A 22,757-nucleotide genomic window follows, 5' to 3' on the forward strand; every position below is an offset into this window, starting at 1 on the left:
GCGCCGCCGAACAGCCAGGTGGCGAACATCGGGACATAGGAATCCGTCACGGATCAGCTCTCCTCGACATGGGTGTGGACGGTTTGCCCGCCTACGATTGTGCGCAGCACCTTGCCAGCAAGTCGCGCGCCTTCAAAGGCGGTATTGTGCGAACGCGAACGGATTTCGTGCTCAGTGACCTGCCAGGGATAATCCAGATCGACCAGGATCAGGTCGGCCGGGGCACCCTTGGCGATGCGTCCCGAGGAGAGGCCCAGGATTTCGGCGGGGCGGCTGGTCATGGCACGCAGAACCGTCAGCAGGTCGACGTCGCCGGAATGGACGAGGCGCAGGGCGGCGGCCAGCAGAGTTTCGAGGCCGATGGCGCCATCGGAGGCTTCGGCGAAGGGCTGCCGCTTGACCTCGGAATCCTGCGGATCGTGATCGGAATGGATGGTATCGATGGTGCCGTTGCGCAGGCCATCGATGACGGCCTGGCGGTCATCCTCGGAGCGCAGCGGCGTTCCCAGCTTGAAGAAGGTGCGGTAGCGGCCGATGTCGTTTTCGTTGAGCGCCAGATTGTTGATCGAGATGCCGGCGGTAACCGATGCGTTGCGCTTTTTGGCGGCGGCGACGAGGTCCACCGATGCGGCGCAGGAGATCTGGGCGGCGTGGTATTTGGTGCCGGTGAGGGCGGCCAATTGCAGGTCGCGGGCCAGGGGAATGGTCTCGGCTTCGCGCGGAATGCCCTTGAGGCCCAGAATGGTGGCGAAAAGGCCCTCGTTCATTACGCCATCGCCGGTGAGCCCCTTGTCGGAGACATGGTGGACGACGGTGAGGCCGTAATTGGCAGCGTAGCTCATCACCGTGCGCAGCAGCGAGGTGGACTGGATCGAGCGGCGGCCATCGGTGAGGCAGACGGCGCCGGCCTCCTTGAGCAGGCCGAATTCGGTGATTTCCTGCCCGTCCAACCCTTTGGTGATGGCGGCGGCGGGCAGCACATTGACCTTGCTGGTGGCCTTGGCGCGGCGGATCAGGAAATCGATGAGCGCACTGTCGTCCACCACGGGGGTGGTGTCGGGCATCATGACGAAGCTGGTGACGCCACCGGCAGCGGCGGCTTCACCGGCTGAGGCCAGGGTCTCGCGATATTCCTTGCCGGGCTCGCCGGTAAAGACGCGCATGTCGATCAGGCCTGGCGCCAGCATATGGCCGTTGGCGTTGATGACTTCGGCATCTTCGGGCACGCCGACCGGACCGCCAAGGGCGAGATCGGAAATGACGCCGTTCTCGATGAGAACCGCACCCTGCTGGTCGGTGCCCGAAGCCGGATCGACGACGCGGGCATTTTCGATGAGAAGGGGACGGCTCATGCTTCATTCCCCTCAGTATTTCTGGCCGGCAGCAGGGCATCGAGCACGGCCATGCGCACGGCGACCCCCATTTCGACCTGTTCGGTGACCACCGAGGCGGGACCATCGGCAATGGCGGGGTCGATCTCGACGCCGCGATTCATCGGGCCGGGATGCATGACGATGACGTCGGGCTTGGCAAAGCTCAGCTTTTCCGCGTCGAGGCCATAGAAGCGGTAATATTCGCGGACCGAGGGGATCATGCGGCCATTGGCGCGCTCGTGCTGCAGGCGCAGCATCATGACCACGTCGACATCCTTGAGGCCCTCGCGCATGTCGGTGAAGACTTCGGTAGCGAGGTGCTCGATGCCGGCGGGCAGCAGGTTGCGCGGGGCAATGACGCGGGTGCGTACATTGAGCGCACCGAGCAGCAGCAGGTTGGAACGCACCACGCGGGAATTGGCGATGTCGCCGCAGATGGCGACGGTGAGCCCGGAGATGCGGCCCTTGTGATTGCGGATGGTCAGGGCATCGAGCAGGGCCTGGGTGGGGTGCTCATGCGCGCCGTCGCCGGCATTGATGACCGCGCAGCCCACTTTCTGCGAGAGCAGTTCCACCGCGCCGGCCGCAGAATGGCGGACGACGATGACGTCGGGGCGCATGGCGTTTAGCGTGGTGGCGGTGTCGACCAGGGTCTCGCCCTTGGAAACCGAGCTGGTCTTGACCGACATGTTCATGACCAGGGCGCCCAGGCGCTTGCCGGCAATCTCGAACGAGCCCTGGGTGCGGGTCGATGGCTCGAAGAACAGGTTGATCTGCGTCTTGCCGGAGAGCGTGGGGAGGGTCTTCCTCTCCTGCCGGCTCACCGGAACCATGCGTTCGGCGCGATCGAGCAGGTCGATGATCTCGTGCTGCTTGAGGTCGGCTATCGAAAGCAGATGGCGCTGATTGAAAGGGGGAAAATCGCCGGTCGAACCGGCGGGCGTCGAGGTGTTGCTGGCGCGAGTAGGTGCCATGCGCTCCATTCCTGCGATATTTGCAGCGGTCTAGCGGAGGGGGCGTTGGGGGGCAAGCCCAAAGGCAAGGAAATCAACGGCCGATGGGGCCGTTGATCCCTCAGGCGAGGTAGAGGCCGATGCCGGCAAGCAGCAGGGCAAGCGTCGAGGTCGCGGCGCGGATATGATTCCACGGCATCCAGCCGGAGGCAAAACCATCCCAGATCTGGCGGGCGGCATTGACATCCTGCGGCATGACCACTTTGGCGAGCGCTTCGTTCATCGGCACATTCACGGCCATGGTGACGCCAATTGTGCCCACGGCGTAGACGATGGCCGCCCCCGCAAAGAGCCAAGCGGTCGCCGGCAGGCCCGATTGCCAGTAGAGAAAGGCGGCAATGGCGGCGAGCACTGGCACGCCCATAAAGACCAGCAGGAACAGCGGATTGAGAATGGCAACATTGATGCCGTTGAAACTGTCGATGGCGGCCCGGGGATCGGCACGACTAAGACCCCAGATGACCGAGACGGAATAGGCGTAGAACAGGCCTGCCATCAGCCCGCTGGCAAGCAGGGCGAGGAGGCCGACGATCGGGGCAGAAGTTTGCATGATATCCTCATTGGGTTCAGGCGGCGGACGAGAGTGCCGCTATTGCAGGGGATCGGCAAGGCGCCCGTAGGGCGCCCTGCGTAGGATCAGACGGCGGCGTTCCAAGCGCCCGCAGCGGCTTGTTCCTTGCAGAAATCAGCGAAGTCGCGTGGGGCCCGGCCGAGGGCGCGCTGCACGCCGTCGCTCACATGCTCATTGCGGCCATCGAAGACCTCTTCGCAGAGATCATGCAGAAAATCTGCGGTGGCCTCGCCGACTTCAGGCACTAGGGCCGCGTGGAAATCGGCAAGCGCGATATGGGCATAGGTGACGGGGCGGCCGGAGGCGGCGCTGATCTCGGCCACGGCCTCGGCAAAGGTCAAAAGGCGCGGGCCGGTTACTTCATAGACCTGGCCGAGATGGCGTTCGTCCGTCAGGGCTGCGACGGCGACATCGGCAATGTCATCGACGTCGATAAAGGGCTCCTTCTTGTCGCTGGCGGGCAGGGAGACGAAGCCTTCGAGCACCGCGGGAAGGAAGTGCCCCTCGCTGAAATTCTGGTTGAACCAGCTGGCGCGGACAATGGTGTAGCCCAGTCCCGAAGCCTGGATGATGGCCTCGCTGCGCATGGCATTGTCTTCGCCGCGGCCGGAGAGCAGGACGACCCGCTTGACGCCGGCCGCGGCGGCCTTTGCCGTAAATTTCTCGATGGCTTCCGGCGCGCCCTTGGCGGCCAGATCGGGCACGAAGGCGACGAAGACGATTTCGGCGCCGGCCAGGGCAGGGGCCCAGGTGGTCTCGTCTTCCCAGTCAAAGGCCGGCGAGGACCTGCGGGAAGCGCCGCGCACGAGATGGCCGAGGGCTTCGAGCTTGGCGACGATACGGCTGCCGGCCTTGCCGGTGGCGCCGATAACCAGGATGGGTGAGGTCTGTGTCATTTGCGTTGATCCCTAGTGGTGTTGCGATGCAAGCAAGATGCGCCGCGCCATCTGGATCATCAATGTTGTGAACGCCGTCAAAATATGCAGGTCGTCCAGGTCTGTGGACTATGTGCCTGTAGGGCGTTATAAGGAGCTCATGACCGACGCTCATTTCCAGCCTGTGCCATTGTCCGACCCATTGGGTGAAGTGCTGCATATGCTGCACCTGACCGGCACGCTCTATTGCCGCGCCGAGATGACCGCGCCCTGGGGCCTGGTCATGCCGCGACTGATCGATTCCATGATGTTCGTGATCGTCACCTCGGGCCGCTGCTGGCTGCGGCTGCCGGGACAAGAACCGGTGCCGCTGCAGCAGGGCACCATGGTATTGCTGCCCCATGGCAATAATTACGACCTGCTGAGCGCCCCGGATGCCGTGCCCACGCCGCTCTTTGACATTCCGGTCAACAAGGTCAGTGACCGCTACGAAATCATGCAGCATGGCGGCGGCGGCGAAATGACCCGCGCCACGGCAGGCGTGGTGCAGTTCGACCATGTTGCGGCCAAGCGGCTCGTCGCCTTGCTGCCAGACATGCTGCGCATCGATGCCTGGGAGGACGAAATTGGCAGCTGGCTGCAAAGCACGCTGTCGCTGATCGCGCGCGAGGCCAGCGCCATGCGACCCGGCGGGGAAACGGTGATGACGCGCCTGGCCGACATCATGGTGATCCAGGCCATCCGCACCTGGCTCGACCGCGCGCCCGAAGCCAATCTGGGCTGGCTGGCGGCGCTGCGCGACAGGCAGCTCGGCCGGACGCTGGCGCTGATGCACCGCCAGCCGGACCATGATTGGAGCGTTGCGGACCTGGCGAGCGAAGCCGGGATGTCACGCTCGGCCTTTTCAGCGCGTTTCACCGAACTGGTGGGGCAACCGGCCATGCAATATCTGGCGCAATGGCGGCTGCATCTGGCGCGGGCGCAATTGCTGGAGACCCGCGAGCCGGTGGGGTCTGTCGCGAGCCGGGCGGGGTATCAGTCCGAAGCCGCGTTCGGACGTGCCTTCAAGCAGTTCTTCGGCATTCCGCCGGGTGGCGTGCGCAAGCTAGCCGCGCCGCAAGCGATCCAGAGCGCCTTGTAGAATATAGCTGGCCGCCAACTTATCGACGATCTCGGCGCGCCGGTCGCGGCGCAGATCGGCGTCGATCATCATGCGCGTGACCGCGCTGGTGGAAAGGCGTTCGTCCCAGAAGGCGATGGGCAGGGCGATGCGTTGGCCCAGGCTGCGGGCAAAGGCGCGGGTGGACTGCACCCGAGGCCCCTCGGAGCCATCCATGTTGAGCGGCAGGCCGAGGACGATGGCCACCACATTATTCTGGGCGATCAGCTCCTCGAGCCGGATGGCGTCCTGGGTGAACTTGGTGCGCTTGATGGTCTCGAGCGGCGTGGCCGAATAGCGCATGGCGTCGGAAATCGCGACGCCAATTGTCTTGGTGCCCAGGTCGAGACCAAGGATCTTGCCATTGGGGGGAATCGATTCGAGCGGATTGACGGGTAGATCGTCGGTCATGGCATGCTGGCTTGCTTCATCATTTCCGTCCTATAGGCTCGCCAGGCAAATGGCGACAGGAAAGCAGCGATGAAACTCACCTGGTTTGGCGGCACGACGCTGCGGATACATATTGGTGGGCAGATTTTGGTGATGGATGCCGGTGCCGCGCCCGAAGGAATCGATGCGGCGGAACTGGTGTCCGGGGCGGATATGCAGTTCGAATCGCACGGCAACGGGCTGGCCGATGTCGATGCGGCAGGTTGGAAACCGAGGCGGCCGGCGCGGTTGCTCGATGAAGGCAAAGCGCCGGAGGTCATTGCTGCGCTTCGGGCCGGTCAGGGGGCAGTTCTGGTCGACGCCGTGGGTGAGCCGCCATTGCTGTTGGTAACCGATACGCTGCCGGTTCTGGGCCGTTGGGCGGACGATGCGGTTGTCGTTTTGCTGGGTGACGGCGAGCGGATCGCCGCGCTCGGCCAGGCTCTGCTGGAGGCCTCGCCGCCCAAGCTGCTGGTGCTGGGCGGCAAGGAGAGCGATGTCGATATGGCTGTGGCCGCGTTGCGGGATCGGCTCGATGGAACCGGGCTCATGGCGCTCGAGCCGGCCATGGCATTGGAAGTCTGATGCGAGGCATCAGCCAAATTCATTGTCTTTTGTGGCGCTCCGTTGCTAGAACGCGAAAAATCGTGCCGCTGTTTTCTGGAGTTTGACATGTCCGTCGATGCCGCAACCGTAAAGCGCATCGGGCGCCTGGCCCGCATTCGCATCGAAGAAGATGAAGTGGCCGGCTACCAGAGCGAGCTCAATGCCATCCTCGGCTTTGTCGAACAACTGGCCGAAGTCGATGTTGCCGGGGTTGAGCCGATGACCTCTGTGACGCCGATGAAGCTGCGCCGCCGCGATGACGTGATCAGCGATGGCGGCTATGCCGACAGAATAGTCAGCAATGCCCCGCTCAGCGAAGACGATTTCTTCATGGTGCCCAAGGTGGTCGAATAATGACCGTCTCGATCGCCATCGAAACGCCCTTGCAGGACGATGTGCGCGTGCTGGTCGAAAAACTCAACGCGCATCTGCTGCCGCTATCGCCGCCCGAATTCCAGTTCAAGATGACGGTCGAGCAAATGGCGGGGGCCGATACGACCGTGTTCGTCGCCCGCGACGAAAACGGGCAGGCCATTGGCTGCGGTGCGCTCAAAGTGCATTCGGCCGAGCTGGGCGAGGTCAAGCGCATGTTCACCGACCCGGAAATCCGCGGCAAGCGGGTGGGGTCGGCACTGCTCGCGGCGATCGAGGCGCTGGCGGCGGAAAAGGGGCTCGGCCAGCTCATGCTCGAAACGGGCACGGGGCCGGGCTTCGATGCGGCGCAGCGGCTCTATTCCCGCAGCGGCTTTACTTTGCGCGGCCCGTTCCTGGACTATCCCGATAGCGAATGGTCGGCATTTTTCGAAAAGCCGGTTCGGCAGGAGCAGACAGCATGAGAACGATACTCGTCCTGGGCCTGGGTCTCTTGGCCGCGCCGGCCTTCGCCCAGCCCGAATTTACCATCGACCAGAGCAAGCTTTACGTCACGCCGCCCGAGACCTGCGAGGCTTTGGAAAAGGGCGGGGCCGATGCCATGTCCGACGCCAATATCGCGGTGATGACCTTTTCCGGCGGCATCCAGTCGCTGGAATATAGCTGCGACTTTTTCGACGTCAAAAGCCACCCGACCAATCGCTCCTTCCTCGCCACGGGGATTTGCGATGCGCTGGGTGAAGTCTACCCCGACACATTTGCCATAACGCCCTATGACGAAAAGACCATCCAGGTGGTCTCGTCCTACGACGCAGCCATGCAGGCTGCCGGTGTTTTCGAGGCCTCCGACGCGACCGTTACGCCGGGCGCGACTTTGTATTACCGCTGCGACAATCTGAGCGAGATCCCCGTTGACTGACCTGACCAAACTGAGCCTTGCCCAGGCCCGCAAGGGGCTCAAGGACAAGAGCTTCACTTCGACCGAACTGACCGGCGCCTATCTCAAGGCGATCGAAGCGGCTAATCCCGCGCTCAATGCCTATGTGGCCGTGACCGGGGAACAGGCGCTCGATATGGCCAAGGGCAGCGACGACCGGCTCGGCAAGGGGCAGGGCGGGGCGTTGGAAGGCATTCCGCTTGGCATCAAGGACCTGTTCGGCACTAAGGGCGTGCATACCCAGGCGGCCAGCCATATCCTCGATGGCTTCAAGCCCGAATATGAATCGACCGTGACGAGCAATCTGTGGCGCGATGGCGCGGTGATGCTGGGCAAGCTCAATATGGACGAATTCGCCATGGGCTCGTCCAACGAAACCTCCTATTACGGCCCGGTGATCAATCCGATCCGCGCCGAAGGCAGCAATGCCAATCTGGTGCCCGGCGGCTCCTCGGGTGGTTCGGCTGCTGCCGTGGCCGCCTGGCTTTGCGCCGGGGCAACCGCAACCGATACCGGTGGCTCGATCCGCCAGCCTGCGGCGCTCACCGGTACCGTCGGCATCAAGCCGACCTATGGCCGCTGTTCGCGCTGGGGCGTGGTGGCCTTTGCCTCCTCGCTTGACCAGGCCGGCCCGATCGCCCGCACGGTGGAAGATACCGCGCTGCTGATGACCTCCATGTCCGGGTTCGACGCCAAGGATTCGACCAGCGTCGATATCGCAGTGCCCGATTTTGCCGCTGCGGTGGAGCGGGGCGTCAAGGGCCTCACCATCGGCGTGCCGCGCGAATACCGCATGGATGGCATGCCGGCCGAGATCGAGAAGCTGTGGAGCCAGGGGCTGGAATGGCTCAAGGCCGAAGGCGCCACCGTCAAGGACATCTCGCTGCCGCATACGAAATATGCCCTGCCGGCCTATTACATCGTGGCGCCGGCCGAGGCCTCGTCCAACCTGGCCCGCTATGACGGCGTCAAATACGGGCTGCGCGTATCGGGCAAGGACATTACCGACATGTACGAATTGACCCGCGCCGCCGGTTTCGGCCGCGAGGTCAAGCGGCGCATCATGATCGGTACCTATGTGCTGTCGGCCGGCTATTTCGATGCCTATTACGTCAAGGCACAGAAGGTGCGCACGCTGATCAAGAAGGATTTCGAAGATGCCTTCCATGCCGGCGTCGACGCCATCCTGACCCCGGCAACGCCCTCGGCGGCTTTCGGCATTGGCGATGAGACGCTCGCGGCCGACCCGGTGGCCATGTACATGCAGGACGTTTTCACCGTCACGGTCAACATGGCGGGCCTGCCCGGCATCGCGGTTCCGGCCGGCAAGGACGGGAAAGGGCTGCCGCTGGGGCTGCAGCTGATCGGCAAGCCCTTCGACGAAGAGACGCTTTTCGCCGCTGGCCGGGTGATCGAACGCAGCGCCGATACCGACTTCTCGCCCAAGCAGTGGTGGTAGTGCAACGCCGGGGTGACTTGATCCCGGCGTCAATCCGCACTACTTGGCGCCCATGCACAAATTGAAACTGGTTGTGACGCGGCCCATGGCGGCGTCCGGGCCGACAGGAACTTCGCCGATGGCCGCTGATATTTTCACCTCGCTCGACTGGTCCGAGCCGCCCAAGGACATGAGCAAGCCGCTGCAGGCGCTGTGGTGGCTCAAAAAGGGCGGCCTGCGCGTGGGCCCGGAATGGGAACAGGCTCACCTCATCGTGCAGGCCATGGAAGGTGTGCAGCAATTCGACTGGGTGCATGCGCTGATGCACTGGATCGAGGCGGATATGGGCAATGCCGATTACTGGTATCGCCGCGCCGGCAAGCGCCGGGCGACTGCCAGTGTTTCGCAGGAATGGGAACATATCGCGGCAGCGCTGAGTGACGTGACAAGGCACTAGGGGGCTTAACCCACTCCCAGAGCACCATCCCACCCACCACAATCGCTTCCCTCGGGCTTGACCCGAGGGCCTCTCGTCGTTTGTGCCGTGTTGAGAGTGGCCCTCGGGTCAAGCCCGAGGGAAGCGCGGTGGTTAGGGGGGCGTGGAACCCAATCAATACGCGGTGTCATTCCGGCGCAGGCCGGAATCCATATCCGTGGCCCTTCGCACACATCCAGCGTCGGGATAATCTTCAGCATGGATTCCGGCCTACGCCGGAATGACGCGGTGGTTGGGGATGTCTCCCAGACCATCGCAAACCGTCTACCGGTTATTCACCTCACTCCGCACCAGCTCCAAGCCGCGTTTGGTGATCCGGTACGGCTTGCCGCCCGATGATTTGATCGCCTTCTTGGCCTTGAGTTTCTTGAACAGCGCAAGCGTGCAATTGTTCATCAGCCAGCCGTCGCGATTGTAGAATTCAAGGCCGGTGACCTTGCCATTGTCGTCCCTGAGCAGCGCAATGCGGCCGCCCTGAGCGAGTGCATGCAGCACCCGCTGTTCGTTTTTCGAAATATCCATGAAAGTCTAGGGCCTGTGCCTGCGGGCGCGCTACGCAACCCGCGAACAAACGCTATCCGCCACCCGCATCGCGCAGGATGGCCGATTGTTCATTCTTGCCCCGTCGCGATTGGACGGGGCTTCAGACGGTTTCAGACTGACTAAACATGGGCTTTAAATAGCGGCGAGCTGACTTTCCGCCAAGTCTGGCCATGCAGAATGGTTGAAATCCTCGGCCTATCGGTGCAAACCAGCAACAGCCCTAGCTTGACTGGAATTTTGCCGTGACCGCTCAGAAATCGCCCGCCCAGTGTGAAACCAAGGATGACGTTCGCATCGAGATCGACCGGATCGATCAGGCGCTGCTGCATCTGTTTGCCGAGCGGCACCGCTATGTGACGCGCATGGCCGAGATCAAGACCGATCCGCATGAGGCGCGCGACCCCACGCGTATCGAAGCTGTCATCGCCAGGGTCCGGGATCGCAGTTTGGCTCTTGATCTCGACGAAGATCAGGCCGAACTTGTATGGCGTACCCTGATCGATTGGAACATCAACTACGAGAAGGGCATCATCGCGGCCCGCCGCCGCGCGGAATAGGGAGAGGTCCCATGCCCGGTATCACAATGCGCAAGGCAGAGCCCAAGGATGGCCACCGGCTGGCTGATATTGCCTATCGGGCCTGGGAAAGCAGCATTCTGCCGCTCTTGACCGAAAAACCCGGCATGCGCGAGGCCGAACAACGCCGCCTGGCCCAGGCCGTGTCGGAAACCATTTCGCGCATCATCGTCGCCGAAGTCGACGGCATTGCCGTGGCCTGGTGCTCGCGCTCGGCCCGCCGCGCCTATATTCCCTTCCTGTTCGTCATGCCCGAATTGCAGGGCCACGGGCTGGGCTCCATGCTGCTGCGCCGCATGGAATCCATGCTCGAACTCGAAGGCGCCGATCGGGTGCATCTGGAGACACCCGCTGATAATGTGCGCGCGGTGCGTTTCTATGAGAAGCAAGGCTACCGTATCCTCGCGCTGCGCCCCGACGGCAGGGCGGCTCATGAGCCCTTCATGAGCGTCCACCTCGAAAAACGGCTCGACCCCTTCGAAGGCGAGATCGACGACGAGGATTAGAAACCCTCACCTTTTATCCCACCCACATTCGCCTTCCGCGGACTTGATCCGCGGATCACTCCCAACGCAGTGGAAGCGACGAGAGGCCCGCGGATCAAGTCCGCGGGAAGTGCCAGTGGGTGGGGCTATCGCGGTGCAAAACAATTGCATCCGTCGCCCCCAGGCACTATGCGTTTCGCATATTCCTGCCTTCCGCTTAGGACTGCTCAATTGACTCTGATCGATACCCGTACCCCCCATCCGAAGCGCCTCATTGCCGGTTCCACCGGCGATTGGGAGGTGGTCATCGGCATGGAAGTGCATGCGCAGGTGACGAGCGAGAGCAAGCTGTTCTCCGGGTCTTCGACGGAATTCGGCAATCCACCCAATTCCAATGTGAGCTTCGTGGATGCGGCCATGCCAGGCATGCTGCCCACCATCAATGAGGAATGCGTGCGCCAGGCGGTACGCACCGGGCTGGGGCTCAAGGCCGCCATCAACAAGCGCAGCGTGTTTGACCGGAAGAACTATTTCTATCCCGATCTGCCGCAGGGCTATCAGATCAGCCAGTTCAAGGATCCCATCGTGGGCGAGGGCAAGGTGCTGCTCGATGTCGACGGGGAGAGCATCGAAATCGGTATCGAGCGGCTGCATCTGGAGCAGGACGCGGGCAAGTCCATCCACGACCAGCATCCCAATATGAGCTTTGTCGATCTCAACCGCTCGGGCGTGGCGCTGATGGAAATCGTCAGCAAGCCCGATCTGCGCTCGTCTGACGAGGCCAAGGCCTATCTCAGCAAGCTGCGCACCATCCTGCGCTATCTCGGCACTTGCGACGGCAATATGGAGCAGGGCTCCATGCGCGCCGACGTCAACGTATCGGTGCGTCGTCCCGGCGGCGAATTCGGCACGCGTTGCGAAATCAAGAACGTCAATTCGGTGCGCTTTGCCGGCCAGGCTATCGAATATGAGGCGCGCCGCCAGATCGACATTCTCGAAGATGGCGGCAGCATCGACCAGGAAACGCGCCTGTTCGACCCCAAGCTGGGCGAAACGCGCTCCATGCGGTCCAAGGAAGAAGCGCATGACTATCGCTATTTCCCCGATCCCGACCTGCTGCCGCTCGAGTTCGACGACGCCTTCATCGCCATGCTGGCTGAAAAGCTGCCGGAACTGCCGGACGAAAAGCAGGCCCGCTTCATCACCGATTATGGCGTGACGCCCTATGACGCCATGGTGCTGACGCTCGACCGCGAGACGGCCGACTATTACGAGGCCTGCGTGGCCCATGGCGGCACCAAGCGCGACGGCAAGGCCGTTGCCAACCTGCTCAATGCCGACGTGGCGGCCTATGCCAATAGCCAGGGCCTGGCGGTGTGGGAAACCCATCTCAAGCCCAGCCAGATCGCCGGGATTGTCGATCTGACGGCCGCGGGCACCATTTCGAGCAAGCTGGCCAAGGATCTACTGCAGATCATCATCGCCGAGGAGCCCGAGGGCGAGCCGGCCGACATCGTCGAGCGCCGCGGCATGAAGCAGGTGACCGATATGGGGGCGATCGAAAAGATCGTCGACGAAATCATCGCCGCCAATCCCGACCAGGTCGCCAAGGTGCTGGCCAAGCCGACCATGATCGGCTGGTTCGTCGGGCAGGCCATGAAGGCCTCGGGCGGCAAGGCCAATCCGCAGGCGCTCAACGAACTGATGAAGAAGAAGTTGGGGCTGGAGTAGATAGCACCCACCCACGGAGTCATTCCCGCGAAAGCTGGAATCCACTCTTGCGACCATGGATTGGCAAGAAAGAATGGATTCCCGCCTGCGCGGGAATGACGTAGTGACGAGTGCAGCAAAACAGAGGCTCCCGCTTTCGCGGGAATGACACTGTGGGGCCCTCCGATAGCCGTGCCACTTAAATCGGCTTGCCCACCGTCATCGCATCCCGGAAGACCGGGTCGGCATCGAAGAAGACCGGTTCGGGTGTTGCTCCCGTTGCGTCGAAGAAGCGGCTGAGGAAGCAGCGGAATGAGGCGCAGAGAGCGATGTCGGAAATTTCGATATCGGTAAAGCCTACCGCACGCAGGGCATCGATATCGGCGCGGGTGACCTTGGAGGCGTCGCGGGCGACCTGTTCGGCATAGGCCAGCATGGCGACTTCCTTTTCCGACAATCCGGCCGCGCGATAGTCGCGCTGCAGGGCGAGCACCCTGTCCTTGGAGCCGAGCTCCCGGGTCAGCGATCGGGCATAGACATGGGTGCAATAGGTCGAGGGAACCTGTTTGGCGGCGACGAAGGTGATGAGCCGCCAGCCGCGCATGCCCAGAGAAAAGTTTGCCTTGATGCCTTCCGAGAACTGCTCATAGAGCGCAAGCACCTCCGGCCGCGAGGTCCAGCAGCGGGTCGCCTCCATGACGAAGCCGATGCTTTGCAGTTCATGCTGGTAGATTTGGGCGACGTCCCCTGTCGCCTCCTTGGGGTCAACAGTCTTGAGAAACACTGGGTTGTTCTCCAGTTACCGCGGCGGGATCGTAGCGCCGCCGCGGCAAAAGGCAAAGGCCGGCGTCACGCGGGGGCGCGGCGCCCCAGCTTGAGTATGCGGCCATCGATGCAGAGCAGGCCGACAAAAACCAGCAGCATGCCCGCGATATGCACCGGCAGGATGGTTTCGCCCAACAGCGTCACGCCAAGAATGATGGCGACCACAGGCGAAATGAAGGTGTTGGAGGCAAAATTGGTGGCGCCGATGCGGGGCAGCAGCCGGTACATGATCTGGAAGGTCAATGCGGTCGAGAACAGGCCAAGGGCCAGCCAGGCGGCCCAGGTTTCCGGGCGCGTTGCATGCGGAACACCCTCGAAGGCAAAGGCGACGGGCACTGAGACGATGGCTGCGCCAGTAATGGCGATGGTGGCCAGGGTCGTTGGTTCGACCATGCGGAAGCTGCGGGCGACATTGAGCGTGACGGCATAGAGAATGGTGGCCAACAGGCAGAAGCCGATGCCGATGAGCTGATCCCCGGCATGCCCGCCGGTCAGCGCCGGTGAGGCCAGCAGCGCCGCGCCGGCAAAGCCAGCCACAACGCCGAGCGCCTTGTTCAGCCTGGCCTTCTCCCCGCCGGGCCAGAAATGGGCGACGACCACGGTGAGGATCGGGGTCAGCGCGTTGATGATCGCCGTGAGCCCGCTGGGAATATGGGCCTGGCCGAGGGGGAAGAGCGTAAAGGGCAGGGCATAGCTGAAGACACCCAACAGGCCCAGCTTGAGATAGAGCATGGGATCGCGCGGCAACGGTTTGCGCAGGGCGAAGAAGATGATCCAGCTGGCAACAGCCGCAATGCTCACACGGCCGGCCGCGACCCAGATCGGCCCCAGCTCGCGAATGAGAACGGCATTGAACAGGAACGAGCATCCCCAGATGCTGCCGACAAAGATGAGCAATGCCCAGTCACGCGTGGCCATGTGATTCCTCCCAGCCCGTTAGCGAGGCGAACCTACGCCTGACCAGAACAAAGGTCGAACCGATTTTGACGATGGATGCCATAAGCGTCGCTGATGGGAGAATGCTGCCATGCAGGACCGGCAATGGTCGGGCGGGGCCGGGCTCAATAGTCTTTGCTGGCATAACAATGAGGGAAAAATGCAAAAAACCAAAATTGCCGCCGCCTTGCTCGCTACCCTGACTGTCACGCCAGGGCTGGCCGCCGAAACACTGGACGCCACGCCGCGCATTGCCGTGATGTCGGCCTTCGCGCCCGAATGGATCGCGCTGCAGGACGCACTCAGCGAGCGCAAGGACTATAAAGTCAACGGCACGACCTTCGCGACGGGCTTGATCGAGGGCAAGCCGGTCGTGCTGTTCCTGACCGGGGTCAGCATGGTCAATGCGGCGATGACGTCGCAGCTTGCGCTGGACGTGTTTAATGTCGAAAGCATCGTCTTTTCTGGCATCGCCGGGGGCGTCAATCCGGAGCGGCATATCGGGGATGTCATCGTGCCGGCTCAATGGGGGCAATATCTCGATGTGATCCTGGCGCGTGAGACCAGCGAGGGCGAATTCACGCCGCCGCCCTTCCTGGAGGCGCCGTTTCCCAATTTCGGCATGATCTTCCCGCAGGAAGTCAGCATTGCCCGTGAGGGGGCTGAGCCGGAGAACAGGTTCTGGTTTGCCGTCGATCCGGATCTGCTGGCGGTGGCCGAAAAGGTCGCGGCCGAGATCAACCTAGAAGATTGCGTCGAGGCCAATGCCTGCCTCACCACAGCGCCCGGCATCTATGTCGGGGGCAATGGCGTGTCCGGCGCGGCATTCGTCGATAACGCGGCCTTCCGCGAATATGCTTTCGGCACATTCGAGGCCCAGGTGCTGGATATGGAGAGCGCGGCCGTTGCGCATGTGGCCTACGCCAATGACGTGCCGTTCATCGCCTTCCGTTCGCTCTCGGACCTAGCCGGCGGCGGCGAAGGCGAAAACGAGATGGGCACGTTCATGGGACTGGCCTCGGCCAATTCAGCGGCCGTGGTGACGGCCTTCATCGCTGCGCTGCCAAACTAGAGCGGCGCGATCTCGCCCGAGGCCAGCATGCGCAGGGCCTCGGGGTAGATGCGATGTTCGGCGGCCAGGGTGCGCTCGGCCAGGGTTTCGGCCGTGTCGCCGGGCAGGATCGGTACTTCGGCTTGGAGGATTGCCGGGCCGTCATCCAGTTCGGGGATGACCCAATGGACGGTGCAGCCGTGAACCGTGGCGCCATCGTCCAGCGCCTGCTGATGGGGGTGCAGGCCCTTGTATTTGGGCAGCAGGGAGGGGTGGATATTGAGCATCCGCCCGGTCCATTTGCGGGCAAAGCCGTTGGAAAAGATGCGCATGAAGCCGGCAAGGCAGACGTAATCCACCTCCCAATCTTCAAGCGTTGCATCGATCACGGCGTCAAACGCTTCGCGCGAGGCAAAGTCCTTGTGCGAACGGGTGGCCGTGGGCACCCCATTGGCCCGAGCATATTCGAGGCCGGGTGCATCGCTCTTGTTGGAAAAGACCCCAACGATTTCAGCCGGATAATCGGCATGCTTCGCAGCCTGTATCAAGGCCTGCATATTCGAGCCGCGGCCCGAAATCAGGATAGCGACGCGTTTCTTGCCTGGAACGATGCGGCGAACGCTCACAGCGAGAGCGCGCCTTCAAAGGTCACCGGCTCGCCGGTGCGCTCGGTGAGCTTGCCGACGATGGAGGCCGTTTCGCCGGCGGCGGTGAGATGTTCCACCAGCTTTTCGGCATCCTCGGGCGTGACGGCGACCAGCATGCCGACGCCGCAATTGAAGGTGCGCAGCATTTCGCTGGTGTCCATGCCGCCGACATGGCTGAGCCAGCCGAAGACCTTGGGCACGGTAATGGCGTTTAGATCGACATGGGCGGCCAGATGGTCGGGCAGCACACGGGGGATATTGTCGATGAAGCCGCCGCCCGTGATATGGGCCAAGGCCTTGATGCCGATGCCGGCCTTGAGCGCGGCAAGCAGTGGCTTCACATAGATGCGGGTGGGCGTTAGCAGGGCCTCGGAGAGCGACTGGCCGGGCGCGAAGGGCGCGTCCATGAACCAGTCGATGCCGGAAATCTCGACGATCTTGCGGACCAGCGAATAGCCGTTGGAATGGACGCCCGACGAGGCGATGGCCACGAGGGTGTCGCCGGCCGCGATATCGGGGCGGGGCAGGAGGGCGCCACGCTCGGCGGCGCCAACGGCAAAGCCGGCGAGGTCATAGTCGTTGCCGTGATACATGCCGGGCATTTCGGCGGTCTCGCCGCCGATCAGCGCGCAGCCAGCAATGCGGCAGCCCTCGGCAATGCCCGAGACGATGGCGGTGCCCTGTTCGACATCGAGCTTGCCGGTGGCGAAGTAGTCGAGGAAGAACAGCGGCTCGGCGCCCTGCACGATGATGTCGTTGACGCACATGGCCACCAGGTCCTGGCCGATAGTCGAATGATTGCCGGTATCGATGGCAATCTTGAGCTTGGTGCCCACCCCGTCATTGGCCGCGACCAGCACCGGATCGGTAAATCCGGCTGCCTTGAGATCGAACAAGCCGCCAAAGCCGCCGATCTCGCCATCGGCGCCGGGGCGGCGCGTGGAACGAACGGCTGGCTTGATCGCTTCTACCAGCGCATTGCCGGCATCGATGTCGACGCCTGCCTGCTTGTATGAAAGGCCGTTTGGTGTCAGGTTTTGTGGATCGGACATAGGCTTGGAACCGTTTGGGGAAAGCGTGCGCAAAGCCATTACCGGAAAGCAAAGTCGGTTGCCAACGCCGGAGCCGGAAGCTAGAGGGCCTGATAGCTTCTCCACCATTCCGACGCAAGGGCCGTACGGCAAGATGACACTGCGCAATCAAGTCCTGATCTGGGTCGCGTTCCTGGTGGTGCTGGTACTGCTGCTCTGGCTGTTCCGCGGCATCCTGTTGCCATTCGTGGTGGGCGCGGCGCTGGCTTATCTGCTCAATCCGCTGGTCAACCAGTTGCAGAAGTGGCGTTTCAGCCGTGGCTGGGCCACGGCGGTGGTGCTGCTCTGCGTGATCACCATCATTGTCAGCCTGTTCTTCATGCTGGTGCCGCTGATCGGCCAACAGGTCATCGGCCTGGTCCAGCGCCTGCCCGGCTACGTTACGGACCTGCAGGCATTGGTCACCAAATGGTCGCCGGAAATCAATGAATGGCTGGGGCCGGAACGGGCTGCGCAATTGCAGACCAGCATCAGCGGCATGGCGAGCCAGGTGCTCGGTTTTATCGCCACGCTACCGGCGGAGCTGGTCAATATCGGACTGACCGGGGCCGGCGTCATCGGCTTCACGCTGCTGACACCCGTCGTGGCCTTCTATCTGCTGCTCGACTGGGAGGGCATGGTGCGCGGGTTGCAGGGGCTGCTGCCCCGGGATTCGCGCGGGGAAATCAACGGCATCCTCGGCGATATCGACAAATCCATGGCGGGCGTTATTCGCGGGCAGGGCGGCGTGCTGCTGATCGACGCTGCCTATTACGCCACGGCGCTGAGCCTGATCGGCCTCAATTTCGGGCTGGCGGTCGGCCTGATGGCCGGGTTGCTCAGCTTTATTCCGTTTGTGGGCTTCGCCTTCGGCTTTGCGCTGTCGGTCGGCATCGCCATCGTGCAGTTCTGGCCCAATTACTGGATGGTGGTGGCCGTCTGCGCCATTTTCCTGGGCTGGCAGTTTATCGAGGGCAATATCCTTTATCCCAAGCTGGTCGGCTCCTCGATCAACATCAACCCGGTCTGGCTGATGTTCGCCCTGCTGGCTTTCGGCGCGCTGTTCGGTTTTGTCGGGCTGCTGCTGGCGGTGCCGCTTGCGGCCATTGTGGGCGTGCTGATCCGCTATGGCGTGCGAAAATACAAGGCGAGCACGCTTTACAAGGGCACCAATGGGGACGCCGATGGCGATGCCAGCGCGGCCTGACATGGACGATGCCAGTGAGGCCAGCGGGCAGCTCGCCTTCGAGCTGTCGCACACGCCTGCCCAGGGTGAAGCCGATTTTCTGGTGGGCGAGGGCAATGAACTGGCCCATGGCCGGATTTTTGCTTTTCCGCACTGGTCCGAGCCGCTGACGCTGCTGATCGGGCCTGCGGCTTCGGGGAAATCGCATCTGGCGCGGATTTTTGCCGATCGGAGCGGCGCGCATTTCGCTGGTGTCGATGAACTGGAGGCGCTGGCGACGCAAGGCGGACAGACCCCGCTGGTGGTCGAGGATGTGGATCGCCTGGGCTATGATGAGGCGGGGCTTTTTCACCTGCTCAACCAATCCATGCGCGACCAGCGCGCCATTTTGCTGACGGCGCGGGAAGAGGTTGCGAATTGGCCGCTGGCGACCGATGATGTCCGCTCACGGGCCCGGCGGGCAACCGCTTTCAGCCTTGAAATGACGGACGACATTCAATTGTCACAGATGTTCGTGAAACTGTTCGGCGATCGACAGATCAAGGTCGATCCCAGAATTATCGGCTACCTCGTCGCGCGCATGGAGCGCTCAACCGAGGAAGTCGTGATTCTTGCTGACCTCATGGATAGGCTGGCCCTGGCAAAGGGTACGGCCATTACCCGCAGCATCGCCGCCGATGCGCTCGACCGCCGCCAGGTCGCCCGCGGCGCGAAGCAGCACGAACAGGATTGGGATGAGCACGACGATGAATGAAATGAGCGAGTTTGCCGAAGCCGATGCGGGCGTGCCCGACGCCGAGGCTCTCCGCACCAGCCCGGCCCGGTTCGTCAACCGCGAGGTCAGCTGGCTGCAGTTCAATATGCGCGTGCTCGAAGAGGCCGGCAATGAAAGCCATCCGCTGCTCGAACGGCTGCGCTTCGTCTCGATCTCGGCCAATAATCTCGACGAATTCTACATGGTCCGCGTGGCCGGCCTTAAAGGCCAGCTGCGGGCAGGGCTGTCCAAGCAGAGCGCGGACGGGCTGACCCCGGCCGAGCAGCTCGAAGAGATCGCAACACTCGCCCAGCATTTGCAGCTTGAGCAGCAGGACCATTGGCAAAACCTGCGCGAAGAGCTTTTTGCCCAGAACGTGGTGATCCACGAGCAGGATGACCTCAGCGCCGATCAGGTCAATTACCTGCAAAAGCTGTTTCGCGAGGAAATCTTCCCGGTGCTGACGCCGATCGCTGTCGATCCGGCGCACCCATTCCCATTCATCCCCAATCTGGGCCTGGCGCTGGCTTTCGAGCTGCGCCGCCCTGATAGTGACCAACCGCTGACCGCGCTGGTGCGCATTCCGGGCAATCTTGACCGTTTCATCAACCTGCCCACCGGTCTCGTATCGGAAGGGCGGACTGAAGTTGTTACTATAGATACCCTGGTCAAGCTCTTCTTTCACAAGATGTTTCCGGGTCACGAAGTGGTCGGCTCGGGCGCCTTCCGCATCATTCGTGACAGCGAAATCGAAATCGACGACGAAGCGGCCGACCTGGTGGTGGAGTTCGAATCCGCGCTGCGCCAGCGCCGCCGTGGCCAGGTGATCCGGCTCGAAATCGAAAGCTCCATGCCCCGCGCCCTCAAGCGCCAGATCGGCGAGCAGTTGGGCGTCAAGGAAGGCGACGTCTTCGAGGTGCAGGGCTTCCTGGGGCTCGCCGATGCTCGCAAGATCTGCGATGTCGATCGCCCCGATCTCAAGTTCACGCCCTATCTCGCCCGCTTCCCCGAGCGCATCCGCGACTATAATGGCGATAGCTTTGCCGCCATCCGGGCCAAGGACATTCTGGTCCACCATCCGTTCGAGAGTTTTGATGTGGTGGCGCAGTTCCTGATGCAGGCGGCGCGCGACCCCGATGTCGTCGCCATCAAGCAGACGTTGTACCGCACCTCCTCGGACAGCCCGATTATCAAGGCGCTGGTCATGGCGGCGGAAGCCGGCAAGTCGGTGACGTGCCTGGTCGAACTCAAGGCGCGCTTTGACGAAGAAGCCAATATCCGCTGGGCGCGCGACCTGGAGCGGGCAGGGGCGCAGGTGGTGTTCGGCTTTATCGAGCTCAAGACCCACGCCAAGATGAGCCAGGTGGTCCGCCGCGAAAAGGGCAAGCTGGTCAGCTATTGCCATATCGGCACGGGCAATTATCACCCGATCACCGCCAAGATTTATACCGATCTCAGCTATTTCACCATCGATCCCGCCATCACGCGCGATGTGGCGCGGGTGTTCAATTTCATCACCGGCTATGCCCGGCCGACCGAGCTTGAAACCATTGCGGTTTCCCCGGTCAATCTGCGCCAGACGCTGATCGACGATATCGGCCGCGAGATCGAGCATGCTCGCCAGGGCAAGCCCGCCAGCATCCTGCTCAAGATGAATTCCCTGGTCGATCCGCAGGTCATCGACGCGCTTTACGACGCGAGCCAGGCTGGGGTGAAGGTCGATCTGATCGTGCGCGGCATCTGCTGCCTGCGTCCGGGCATTCCCGGTTTCTCGGACAATATCCGCGTGAAATCGGTGGTCGGCCGGTTCCTCGAGCACAGCCGCATCTATTGCTTCGGCAATGGCGAGGCCATGCCCAATCCCAATGCGCGGGTCTACATCTCATCCGCCGATATCATGGGGCGGAACCTTGATGGCCGCGTCGAGATCATGGTGCCGATTCTCAACAAGACCGTGCATAAGCAGATTCTGGACCGGATTCTGGTTGCCTATCTGCGCGACAACCAGCAGAGCTGGGAAGTGTTGCCAGACGGCAGTTCACACCGGGTGCGCATCGCCGAAGGCGAAGAAACGTTCAATGCGCATGACTACTTCATGACCAATCCGTCGCTGTCGGGTCGCGGCAGCGCCGGCATAGGTGAAGGCGACGAGGGTACGGTTTGACACAATTCTGGGGCGTCGATGCCGATCCGACGGCACAGGGGCGAATCAAAGGCGCCAAGCCTGTGGCCGTCCTCGATATCGGGTCCAACTCGGTTCGCCTCGTCGTCTATGAGCGCCATGCGCGCTCGCTGACACCCCTCTACAACGAAAAAGCCGCCTGCGCCCTTGGGCGCGGGATGGCCCAGACGGGACGCCTGGCCGACGCCAATGTCGCCCAGGCGCTTAATGCGATAAAGCGCTTCGCCCTGGTGGCCCGCATGATGCGGGTCGGCAAAGTTCATGTGCTGGCGACTTCGGCCGTGCGCGATGCGGCCAATCGCGACGACTTCGTCGCCGCCGTCGAAGCCATCATGGAAACCAAGGTCCATGTGCTGAGCGGCGAGCGCGAGGCCCACTTCGCCGCGCTTGGCGTGGTGGCCGGCATTCCCGGGTTCAACGGCATTGTGGGCGATCTGGGCGGGGGCAGCCTCGAACTCTCCGCGATCCGCGACGGCAACGACACCAATGGGGAATCGCACGAGCTCGGCGTGATCCGGCTGCAGGACGACAGCGATGGCAATCCGGCCAAGGCCGCGGCCCTGGTGCGTGAGCGCCTCGAAACGTCCATTCTCAAGACCATCAGCCCGGGCAACAGCTTTGCGGCCATTGGCGGCACCTGGCGTGCGCTGGCCAAGCTGCACCAGGTCATGCGCGATTATCCGCTGCATATGGTCCAGCACTATGTCGTGCCGGCCGAGGATATGATCGCGCTTTGTGCCGAAATCGTCGCCGCGGGCTCGCTCAAGAACTATCCCGGTTCGGATTTCGTCAGCTCCTCCCGCCGCGACCTGGTGCCCTTCGGCGCCGCCGTTCTGGGCGAAGTGCTCAAGAGCGGCAAGTTTGCCAATGTGATGTTTTCGGCGCTGGGGGTTCGCGAGGGTTATCTTTTTGGCCTGCTGGACGCCAAGGAACAGGCAATCGACCCATTGATCCAGGCCGCCGAGGAATTGTCGGTGCTGCGGTCGCGGTCGCCGTCGCATGCCAATGACCTGATTGAGTTCACCGGTCAGTACTTCGCCGCTGCGGGCATTGCAGAGACATCGGATGAAACGCGCCTCCGCACGGTTGCGTGCCTCCTGGCCGATATCGGCTGGCGCGCCCATCCGGATTATCGCGGTTCGCAAAGCGTCGATGCGGTGGCCTATGGCTCATTGACCGGCGTCGACCATCCGGGCCGCGCTTTCCTGTGCCAGGTCATTGCAGTGCGCTATGGCGGCCTCAAGATGAAGGGCGTCGATCACCCGCTGCTCGGCCTTGCGCCCGAGGCGGAGATGCTGCGCGCCAAGCTGATCGGGGCGCTGTTCCGCGTCGCCTATCCGATGACGGCGGCCATGCCCGGCATTCTGCCGCGCATCCGCTTCGAGGTGGAGGGGCCGACGCTGACCCTCGTGCTACCGCAGGATTTCGCCTTTCTCGATGGCGAGCATCTGAGTGGGCGGCTGGACCAGTTCGCCAATCTCGCCGGCTACAAGGCTTCGTTCATTCGGGCCACGAGCTAAACGA

25 protein-coding genes are annotated in these 22,757 nt (G+C 62.7%); 15 read left to right on the top strand and 10 right to left on the bottom strand.

Annotated features, from left to right (window positions below; all coding sequences use genetic code 11):
- Positions 1-53: 53 nt before the first annotated feature.
- From pyrC to QQL79_RS07445, 4 genes are all read right to left on the bottom strand, one after another.
- Positions 54-1,352 (bottom strand): dihydroorotase, encoded by a 1,299-nt coding sequence (pyrC, locus tag QQL79_RS07430; protein WP_284389440.1) that lies wholly within the window; start codon positions 1,350-1,352, stop codon positions 54-56.
- Positions 1,349-2,347: an aspartate carbamoyltransferase catalytic subunit gene (locus QQL79_RS07435; RefSeq protein WP_284389441.1), complete on the bottom strand. Its 999-nt coding sequence runs from the start codon at positions 2,345-2,347 to the stop codon at positions 1,349-1,351. The genes pyrC and QQL79_RS07435 overlap by 4 nt, the downstream gene beginning before the upstream one ends.
- Before the next feature lie 100 nt (positions 2,348-2,447).
- Positions 2,448-2,936: an anthrone oxygenase family protein gene (locus QQL79_RS07440; protein WP_284389442.1), complete on the bottom strand. Its 489-nt coding sequence runs from the start codon at positions 2,934-2,936 to the stop codon at positions 2,448-2,450.
- 86 nt (positions 2,937-3,022) lie between these two features.
- A complete protein-coding gene (locus QQL79_RS07445; protein ID WP_284389443.1) occupies positions 3,023-3,853 on the bottom strand; it encodes an NmrA family NAD(P)-binding protein in 831 nt (276 codons plus the stop codon).
- A 139-nt stretch (positions 3,854-3,992) separates the two neighbouring features.
- Here QQL79_RS07445 and QQL79_RS07450 point away from each other — a divergent pair, with 139 nt between their 5' ends.
- The gene (locus QQL79_RS07450) at positions 3,993-4,973 is read left to right on the top strand and encodes an AraC family transcriptional regulator (protein ID WP_284389444.1); all 981 of its coding nucleotides are present in this window, start codon (positions 3,993-3,995) and stop codon (positions 4,971-4,973) included.
- On the opposite strand, the gene ruvX is transcribed toward QQL79_RS07450, so the two are convergent.
- Positions 4,938-5,402: a Holliday junction resolvase RuvX gene (gene ruvX / locus QQL79_RS07455; RefSeq protein ID WP_284389445.1), complete on the bottom strand. Its 465-nt coding sequence runs from the start codon at positions 5,400-5,402 to the stop codon at positions 4,938-4,940. The genes QQL79_RS07450 and ruvX overlap by 36 nt on opposite strands.
- A 69-nt stretch (positions 5,403-5,471) precedes the next feature.
- Between ruvX and QQL79_RS07460 the strand changes: the two genes are divergently transcribed.
- From QQL79_RS07460 to QQL79_RS07485, 6 genes are all read left to right on the top strand, one after another.
- Positions 5,472-6,005: a hypothetical protein gene (locus QQL79_RS07460; RefSeq protein WP_284389446.1), complete on the top strand. Its 534-nt coding sequence runs from the start codon at positions 5,472-5,474 to the stop codon at positions 6,003-6,005.
- Positions 6,006-6,092: 87 nt separating this feature from the next.
- Entirely contained in the window at positions 6,093-6,380 is a 288-nt protein-coding gene (gatC, locus tag QQL79_RS07465) for an Asp-tRNA(Asn)/Glu-tRNA(Gln) amidotransferase subunit GatC (protein ID WP_284389447.1), read from the top strand.
- Positions 6,380-6,862 (top strand): GNAT family N-acetyltransferase, encoded by a 483-nt coding sequence (locus tag QQL79_RS07470; protein WP_284389448.1) that lies wholly within the window; start codon positions 6,380-6,382, stop codon positions 6,860-6,862. Before gatC ends, QQL79_RS07470 begins: the two co-directional genes overlap by 1 nt.
- Positions 6,859-7,317 (top strand): hypothetical protein, encoded by a 459-nt coding sequence (locus QQL79_RS07475; RefSeq protein WP_284389449.1) that lies wholly within the window; start codon positions 6,859-6,861, stop codon positions 7,315-7,317. The genes QQL79_RS07470 and QQL79_RS07475 overlap by 4 nt, the downstream gene beginning before the upstream one ends.
- Positions 7,310-8,794, top strand: a complete 1,485-nt coding sequence (gatA, locus tag QQL79_RS07480) for an Asp-tRNA(Asn)/Glu-tRNA(Gln) amidotransferase subunit GatA (protein WP_284389450.1) — start codon at positions 7,310-7,312, stop codon at positions 8,792-8,794. Before QQL79_RS07475 ends, gatA begins: the two co-directional genes overlap by 8 nt.
- A 118-nt stretch (positions 8,795-8,912) precedes the next feature.
- Positions 8,913-9,230, top strand: coding sequence for a hypothetical protein (locus QQL79_RS07485; RefSeq protein ID WP_284389451.1), 318 nt, complete (start codon positions 8,913-8,915; stop codon positions 9,228-9,230).
- 303 nt (positions 9,231-9,533) lie between these two features.
- Here QQL79_RS07485 and QQL79_RS07490 read toward each other — a convergent pair whose 3' ends face one another.
- Positions 9,534-9,791 carry a YjhX family toxin gene (locus QQL79_RS07490; RefSeq protein WP_284389452.1) on the bottom strand — a complete coding sequence of 86 codons (258 nt, stop codon included), beginning with the start codon at positions 9,789-9,791 and terminating at the stop codon, positions 9,534-9,536.
- A gap of 263 nt (positions 9,792-10,054) precedes the next feature.
- Here QQL79_RS07490 and QQL79_RS07495 point away from each other — a divergent pair, with 263 nt between their 5' ends.
- The 3 genes from QQL79_RS07495 to gatB all read left to right on the top strand — a co-directional run bounded on the left by QQL79_RS07495 (position 10,055) and on the right by gatB (position 12,603).
- Positions 10,055-10,369, top strand: a complete 315-nt coding sequence (locus QQL79_RS07495; protein WP_284389454.1) for a chorismate mutase — start codon at positions 10,055-10,057, stop codon at positions 10,367-10,369.
- A gap of 11 nt (positions 10,370-10,380) precedes the next feature.
- Positions 10,381-10,893, top strand: coding sequence for a GNAT family N-acetyltransferase (locus tag QQL79_RS07500; RefSeq protein WP_284389456.1), 513 nt, complete (start codon positions 10,381-10,383; stop codon positions 10,891-10,893).
- 210 nt (positions 10,894-11,103) lie between these two features.
- The gene (gene gatB, locus QQL79_RS07505; protein WP_284389458.1) at positions 11,104-12,603 is read left to right on the top strand and encodes an Asp-tRNA(Asn)/Glu-tRNA(Gln) amidotransferase subunit GatB; all 1,500 of its coding nucleotides are present in this window, start codon (positions 11,104-11,106) and stop codon (positions 12,601-12,603) included.
- 178 nt (positions 12,604-12,781) lie between these two features.
- Here gatB and QQL79_RS07510 read toward each other — a convergent pair whose 3' ends face one another.
- On the bottom strand, positions 12,782-13,366 hold the full coding sequence (locus tag QQL79_RS07510) for a carboxymuconolactone decarboxylase family protein (RefSeq protein ID WP_284389460.1): 585 nt from the start codon (positions 13,364-13,366) through the stop codon (positions 12,782-12,784).
- Between the two features lie 65 nt (positions 13,367-13,431).
- Complete coding sequence (locus tag QQL79_RS07515) at positions 13,432-14,325, bottom strand: DMT family transporter (protein WP_284389462.1); 894 nt, start codon at positions 14,323-14,325, stop codon at positions 13,432-13,434.
- A gap of 178 nt (positions 14,326-14,503) precedes the next feature.
- Between QQL79_RS07515 and QQL79_RS07520 the strand changes: the two genes are divergently transcribed.
- The gene (locus QQL79_RS07520; protein ID WP_284389464.1) at positions 14,504-15,415 is read left to right on the top strand and encodes a 5'-methylthioadenosine/S-adenosylhomocysteine nucleosidase; all 912 of its coding nucleotides are present in this window, start codon (positions 14,504-14,506) and stop codon (positions 15,413-15,415) included.
- Here the strand turns inward: QQL79_RS07520 and purN are convergent.
- Complete coding sequence (gene purN, locus QQL79_RS07525; protein WP_284389466.1) at positions 15,412-16,020, bottom strand: phosphoribosylglycinamide formyltransferase; 609 nt, start codon at positions 16,018-16,020, stop codon at positions 15,412-15,414. The genes QQL79_RS07520 and purN overlap by 4 nt on opposite strands.
- Positions 16,017-17,093 carry a phosphoribosylformylglycinamidine cyclo-ligase gene (gene purM / locus QQL79_RS07530; protein ID WP_284389470.1) on the bottom strand — a complete coding sequence of 359 codons (1,077 nt, stop codon included), beginning with the start codon at positions 17,091-17,093 and terminating at the stop codon, positions 16,017-16,019. The genes purN and purM overlap by 4 nt, the downstream gene beginning before the upstream one ends.
- 133 nt (positions 17,094-17,226) lie before the next feature.
- Here purM and QQL79_RS07535 point away from each other — a divergent pair, with 133 nt between their 5' ends.
- The 4 genes from QQL79_RS07535 to QQL79_RS07550 are packed head-to-tail and all read left to right on the top strand — an operon-like array spanning position 17,227 to position 22,753.
- The gene (locus tag QQL79_RS07535) at positions 17,227-18,318 is read left to right on the top strand and encodes an AI-2E family transporter (protein ID WP_284389472.1); all 1,092 of its coding nucleotides are present in this window, start codon (positions 17,227-17,229) and stop codon (positions 18,316-18,318) included.
- Positions 18,296-19,051 carry a P-loop NTPase family protein gene (locus tag QQL79_RS07540; RefSeq protein ID WP_284389473.1) on the top strand — a complete coding sequence of 252 codons (756 nt, stop codon included), beginning with the start codon at positions 18,296-18,298 and terminating at the stop codon, positions 19,049-19,051. Before QQL79_RS07535 ends, QQL79_RS07540 begins: the two co-directional genes overlap by 23 nt.
- Positions 19,044-21,215 carry an RNA degradosome polyphosphate kinase gene (locus QQL79_RS07545; RefSeq protein WP_370461247.1) on the top strand — a complete coding sequence of 724 codons (2,172 nt, stop codon included), beginning with the start codon at positions 19,044-19,046 and terminating at the stop codon, positions 21,213-21,215. Before QQL79_RS07540 ends, QQL79_RS07545 begins: the two co-directional genes overlap by 8 nt.
- The gene (locus QQL79_RS07550; RefSeq protein ID WP_284389478.1) at positions 21,212-22,753 is read left to right on the top strand and encodes a Ppx/GppA phosphatase family protein; all 1,542 of its coding nucleotides are present in this window, start codon (positions 21,212-21,214) and stop codon (positions 22,751-22,753) included. Before QQL79_RS07545 ends, QQL79_RS07550 begins: the two co-directional genes overlap by 4 nt.
- Positions 22,754-22,757 lie beyond the last annotated feature (4 nt).

Origin of the sequence: Devosia yakushimensis, assembly GCF_030159855.1 — a bacterium.
GTDB classification, from domain to species: Bacteria; Pseudomonadota; Alphaproteobacteria; order Rhizobiales; family Devosiaceae; genus Devosia; species Devosia yakushimensis.

What these genes read in the sequence shown, in the direction of transcription:
- pyrC (WP_284389440.1), bottom strand. Translation starts at nt 1,352, where the DNA reads ATGAGCCGTCCCCTTCTCATCGAAAATGCCCGCGTCGTCGATCCGGCT.
- QQL79_RS07435 (WP_284389441.1), bottom strand. Translation starts at nt 2,347, where the DNA reads ATGGCACCTACTCGCGCCAGCAACACCTCGACGCCCGCCGGTTCGACC.
- QQL79_RS07440 (WP_284389442.1), bottom strand. Translation starts at nt 2,936, where the DNA reads ATGCAAACTTCTGCCCCGATCGTCGGCCTCCTCGCCCTGCTTGCCAGC.
- QQL79_RS07445 (WP_284389443.1), bottom strand. Translation starts at nt 3,853, where the DNA reads ATGACACAGACCTCACCCATCCTGGTTATCGGCGCCACCGGCAAGGCC.
- QQL79_RS07450 (WP_284389444.1), top strand. Translation starts at nt 3,993, where the DNA reads ATGACCGACGCTCATTTCCAGCCTGTGCCATTGTCCGACCCATTGGGT.
- ruvX (WP_284389445.1), bottom strand. Translation starts at nt 5,402, where the DNA reads ATGACCGACGATCTACCCGTCAATCCGCTCGAATCGATTCCCCCCAAT.
- QQL79_RS07460 (WP_284389446.1), top strand. Translation starts at nt 5,472, where the DNA reads ATGAAACTCACCTGGTTTGGCGGCACGACGCTGCGGATACATATTGGT.
- gatC (WP_284389447.1), top strand. Translation starts at nt 6,093, where the DNA reads ATGTCCGTCGATGCCGCAACCGTAAAGCGCATCGGGCGCCTGGCCCGC.
- QQL79_RS07470 (WP_284389448.1), top strand. Translation starts at nt 6,380, where the DNA reads ATGACCGTCTCGATCGCCATCGAAACGCCCTTGCAGGACGATGTGCGC.
- QQL79_RS07475 (WP_284389449.1), top strand. Translation starts at nt 6,859, where the DNA reads ATGAGAACGATACTCGTCCTGGGCCTGGGTCTCTTGGCCGCGCCGGCC.
- QQL79_RS07485 (WP_284389451.1), top strand. Translation starts at nt 8,913, where the DNA reads ATGGCCGCTGATATTTTCACCTCGCTCGACTGGTCCGAGCCGCCCAAG.
- QQL79_RS07490 (WP_284389452.1), bottom strand. Translation starts at nt 9,791, where the DNA reads ATGGATATTTCGAAAAACGAACAGCGGGTGCTGCATGCACTCGCTCAG.
- QQL79_RS07500 (WP_284389456.1), top strand. Translation starts at nt 10,381, where the DNA reads ATGCCCGGTATCACAATGCGCAAGGCAGAGCCCAAGGATGGCCACCGG.
- QQL79_RS07515 (WP_284389462.1), bottom strand. Translation starts at nt 14,325, where the DNA reads ATGGCCACGCGTGACTGGGCATTGCTCATCTTTGTCGGCAGCATCTGG.
- QQL79_RS07520 (WP_284389464.1), top strand. Translation starts at nt 14,504, where the DNA reads ATGCAAAAAACCAAAATTGCCGCCGCCTTGCTCGCTACCCTGACTGTC.
- purM (WP_284389470.1), bottom strand. Translation starts at nt 17,093, where the DNA reads ATGTCCGATCCACAAAACCTGACACCAAACGGCCTTTCATACAAGCAG.
- QQL79_RS07535 (WP_284389472.1), top strand. Translation starts at nt 17,227, where the DNA reads ATGACACTGCGCAATCAAGTCCTGATCTGGGTCGCGTTCCTGGTGGTG.
- QQL79_RS07540 (WP_284389473.1), top strand. Translation starts at nt 18,296, where the DNA reads ATGGCGATGCCAGCGCGGCCTGACATGGACGATGCCAGTGAGGCCAGC.
- QQL79_RS07545 (WP_370461247.1), top strand. Translation starts at nt 19,044, where the DNA reads ATGAATGAAATGAGCGAGTTTGCCGAAGCCGATGCGGGCGTGCCCGAC.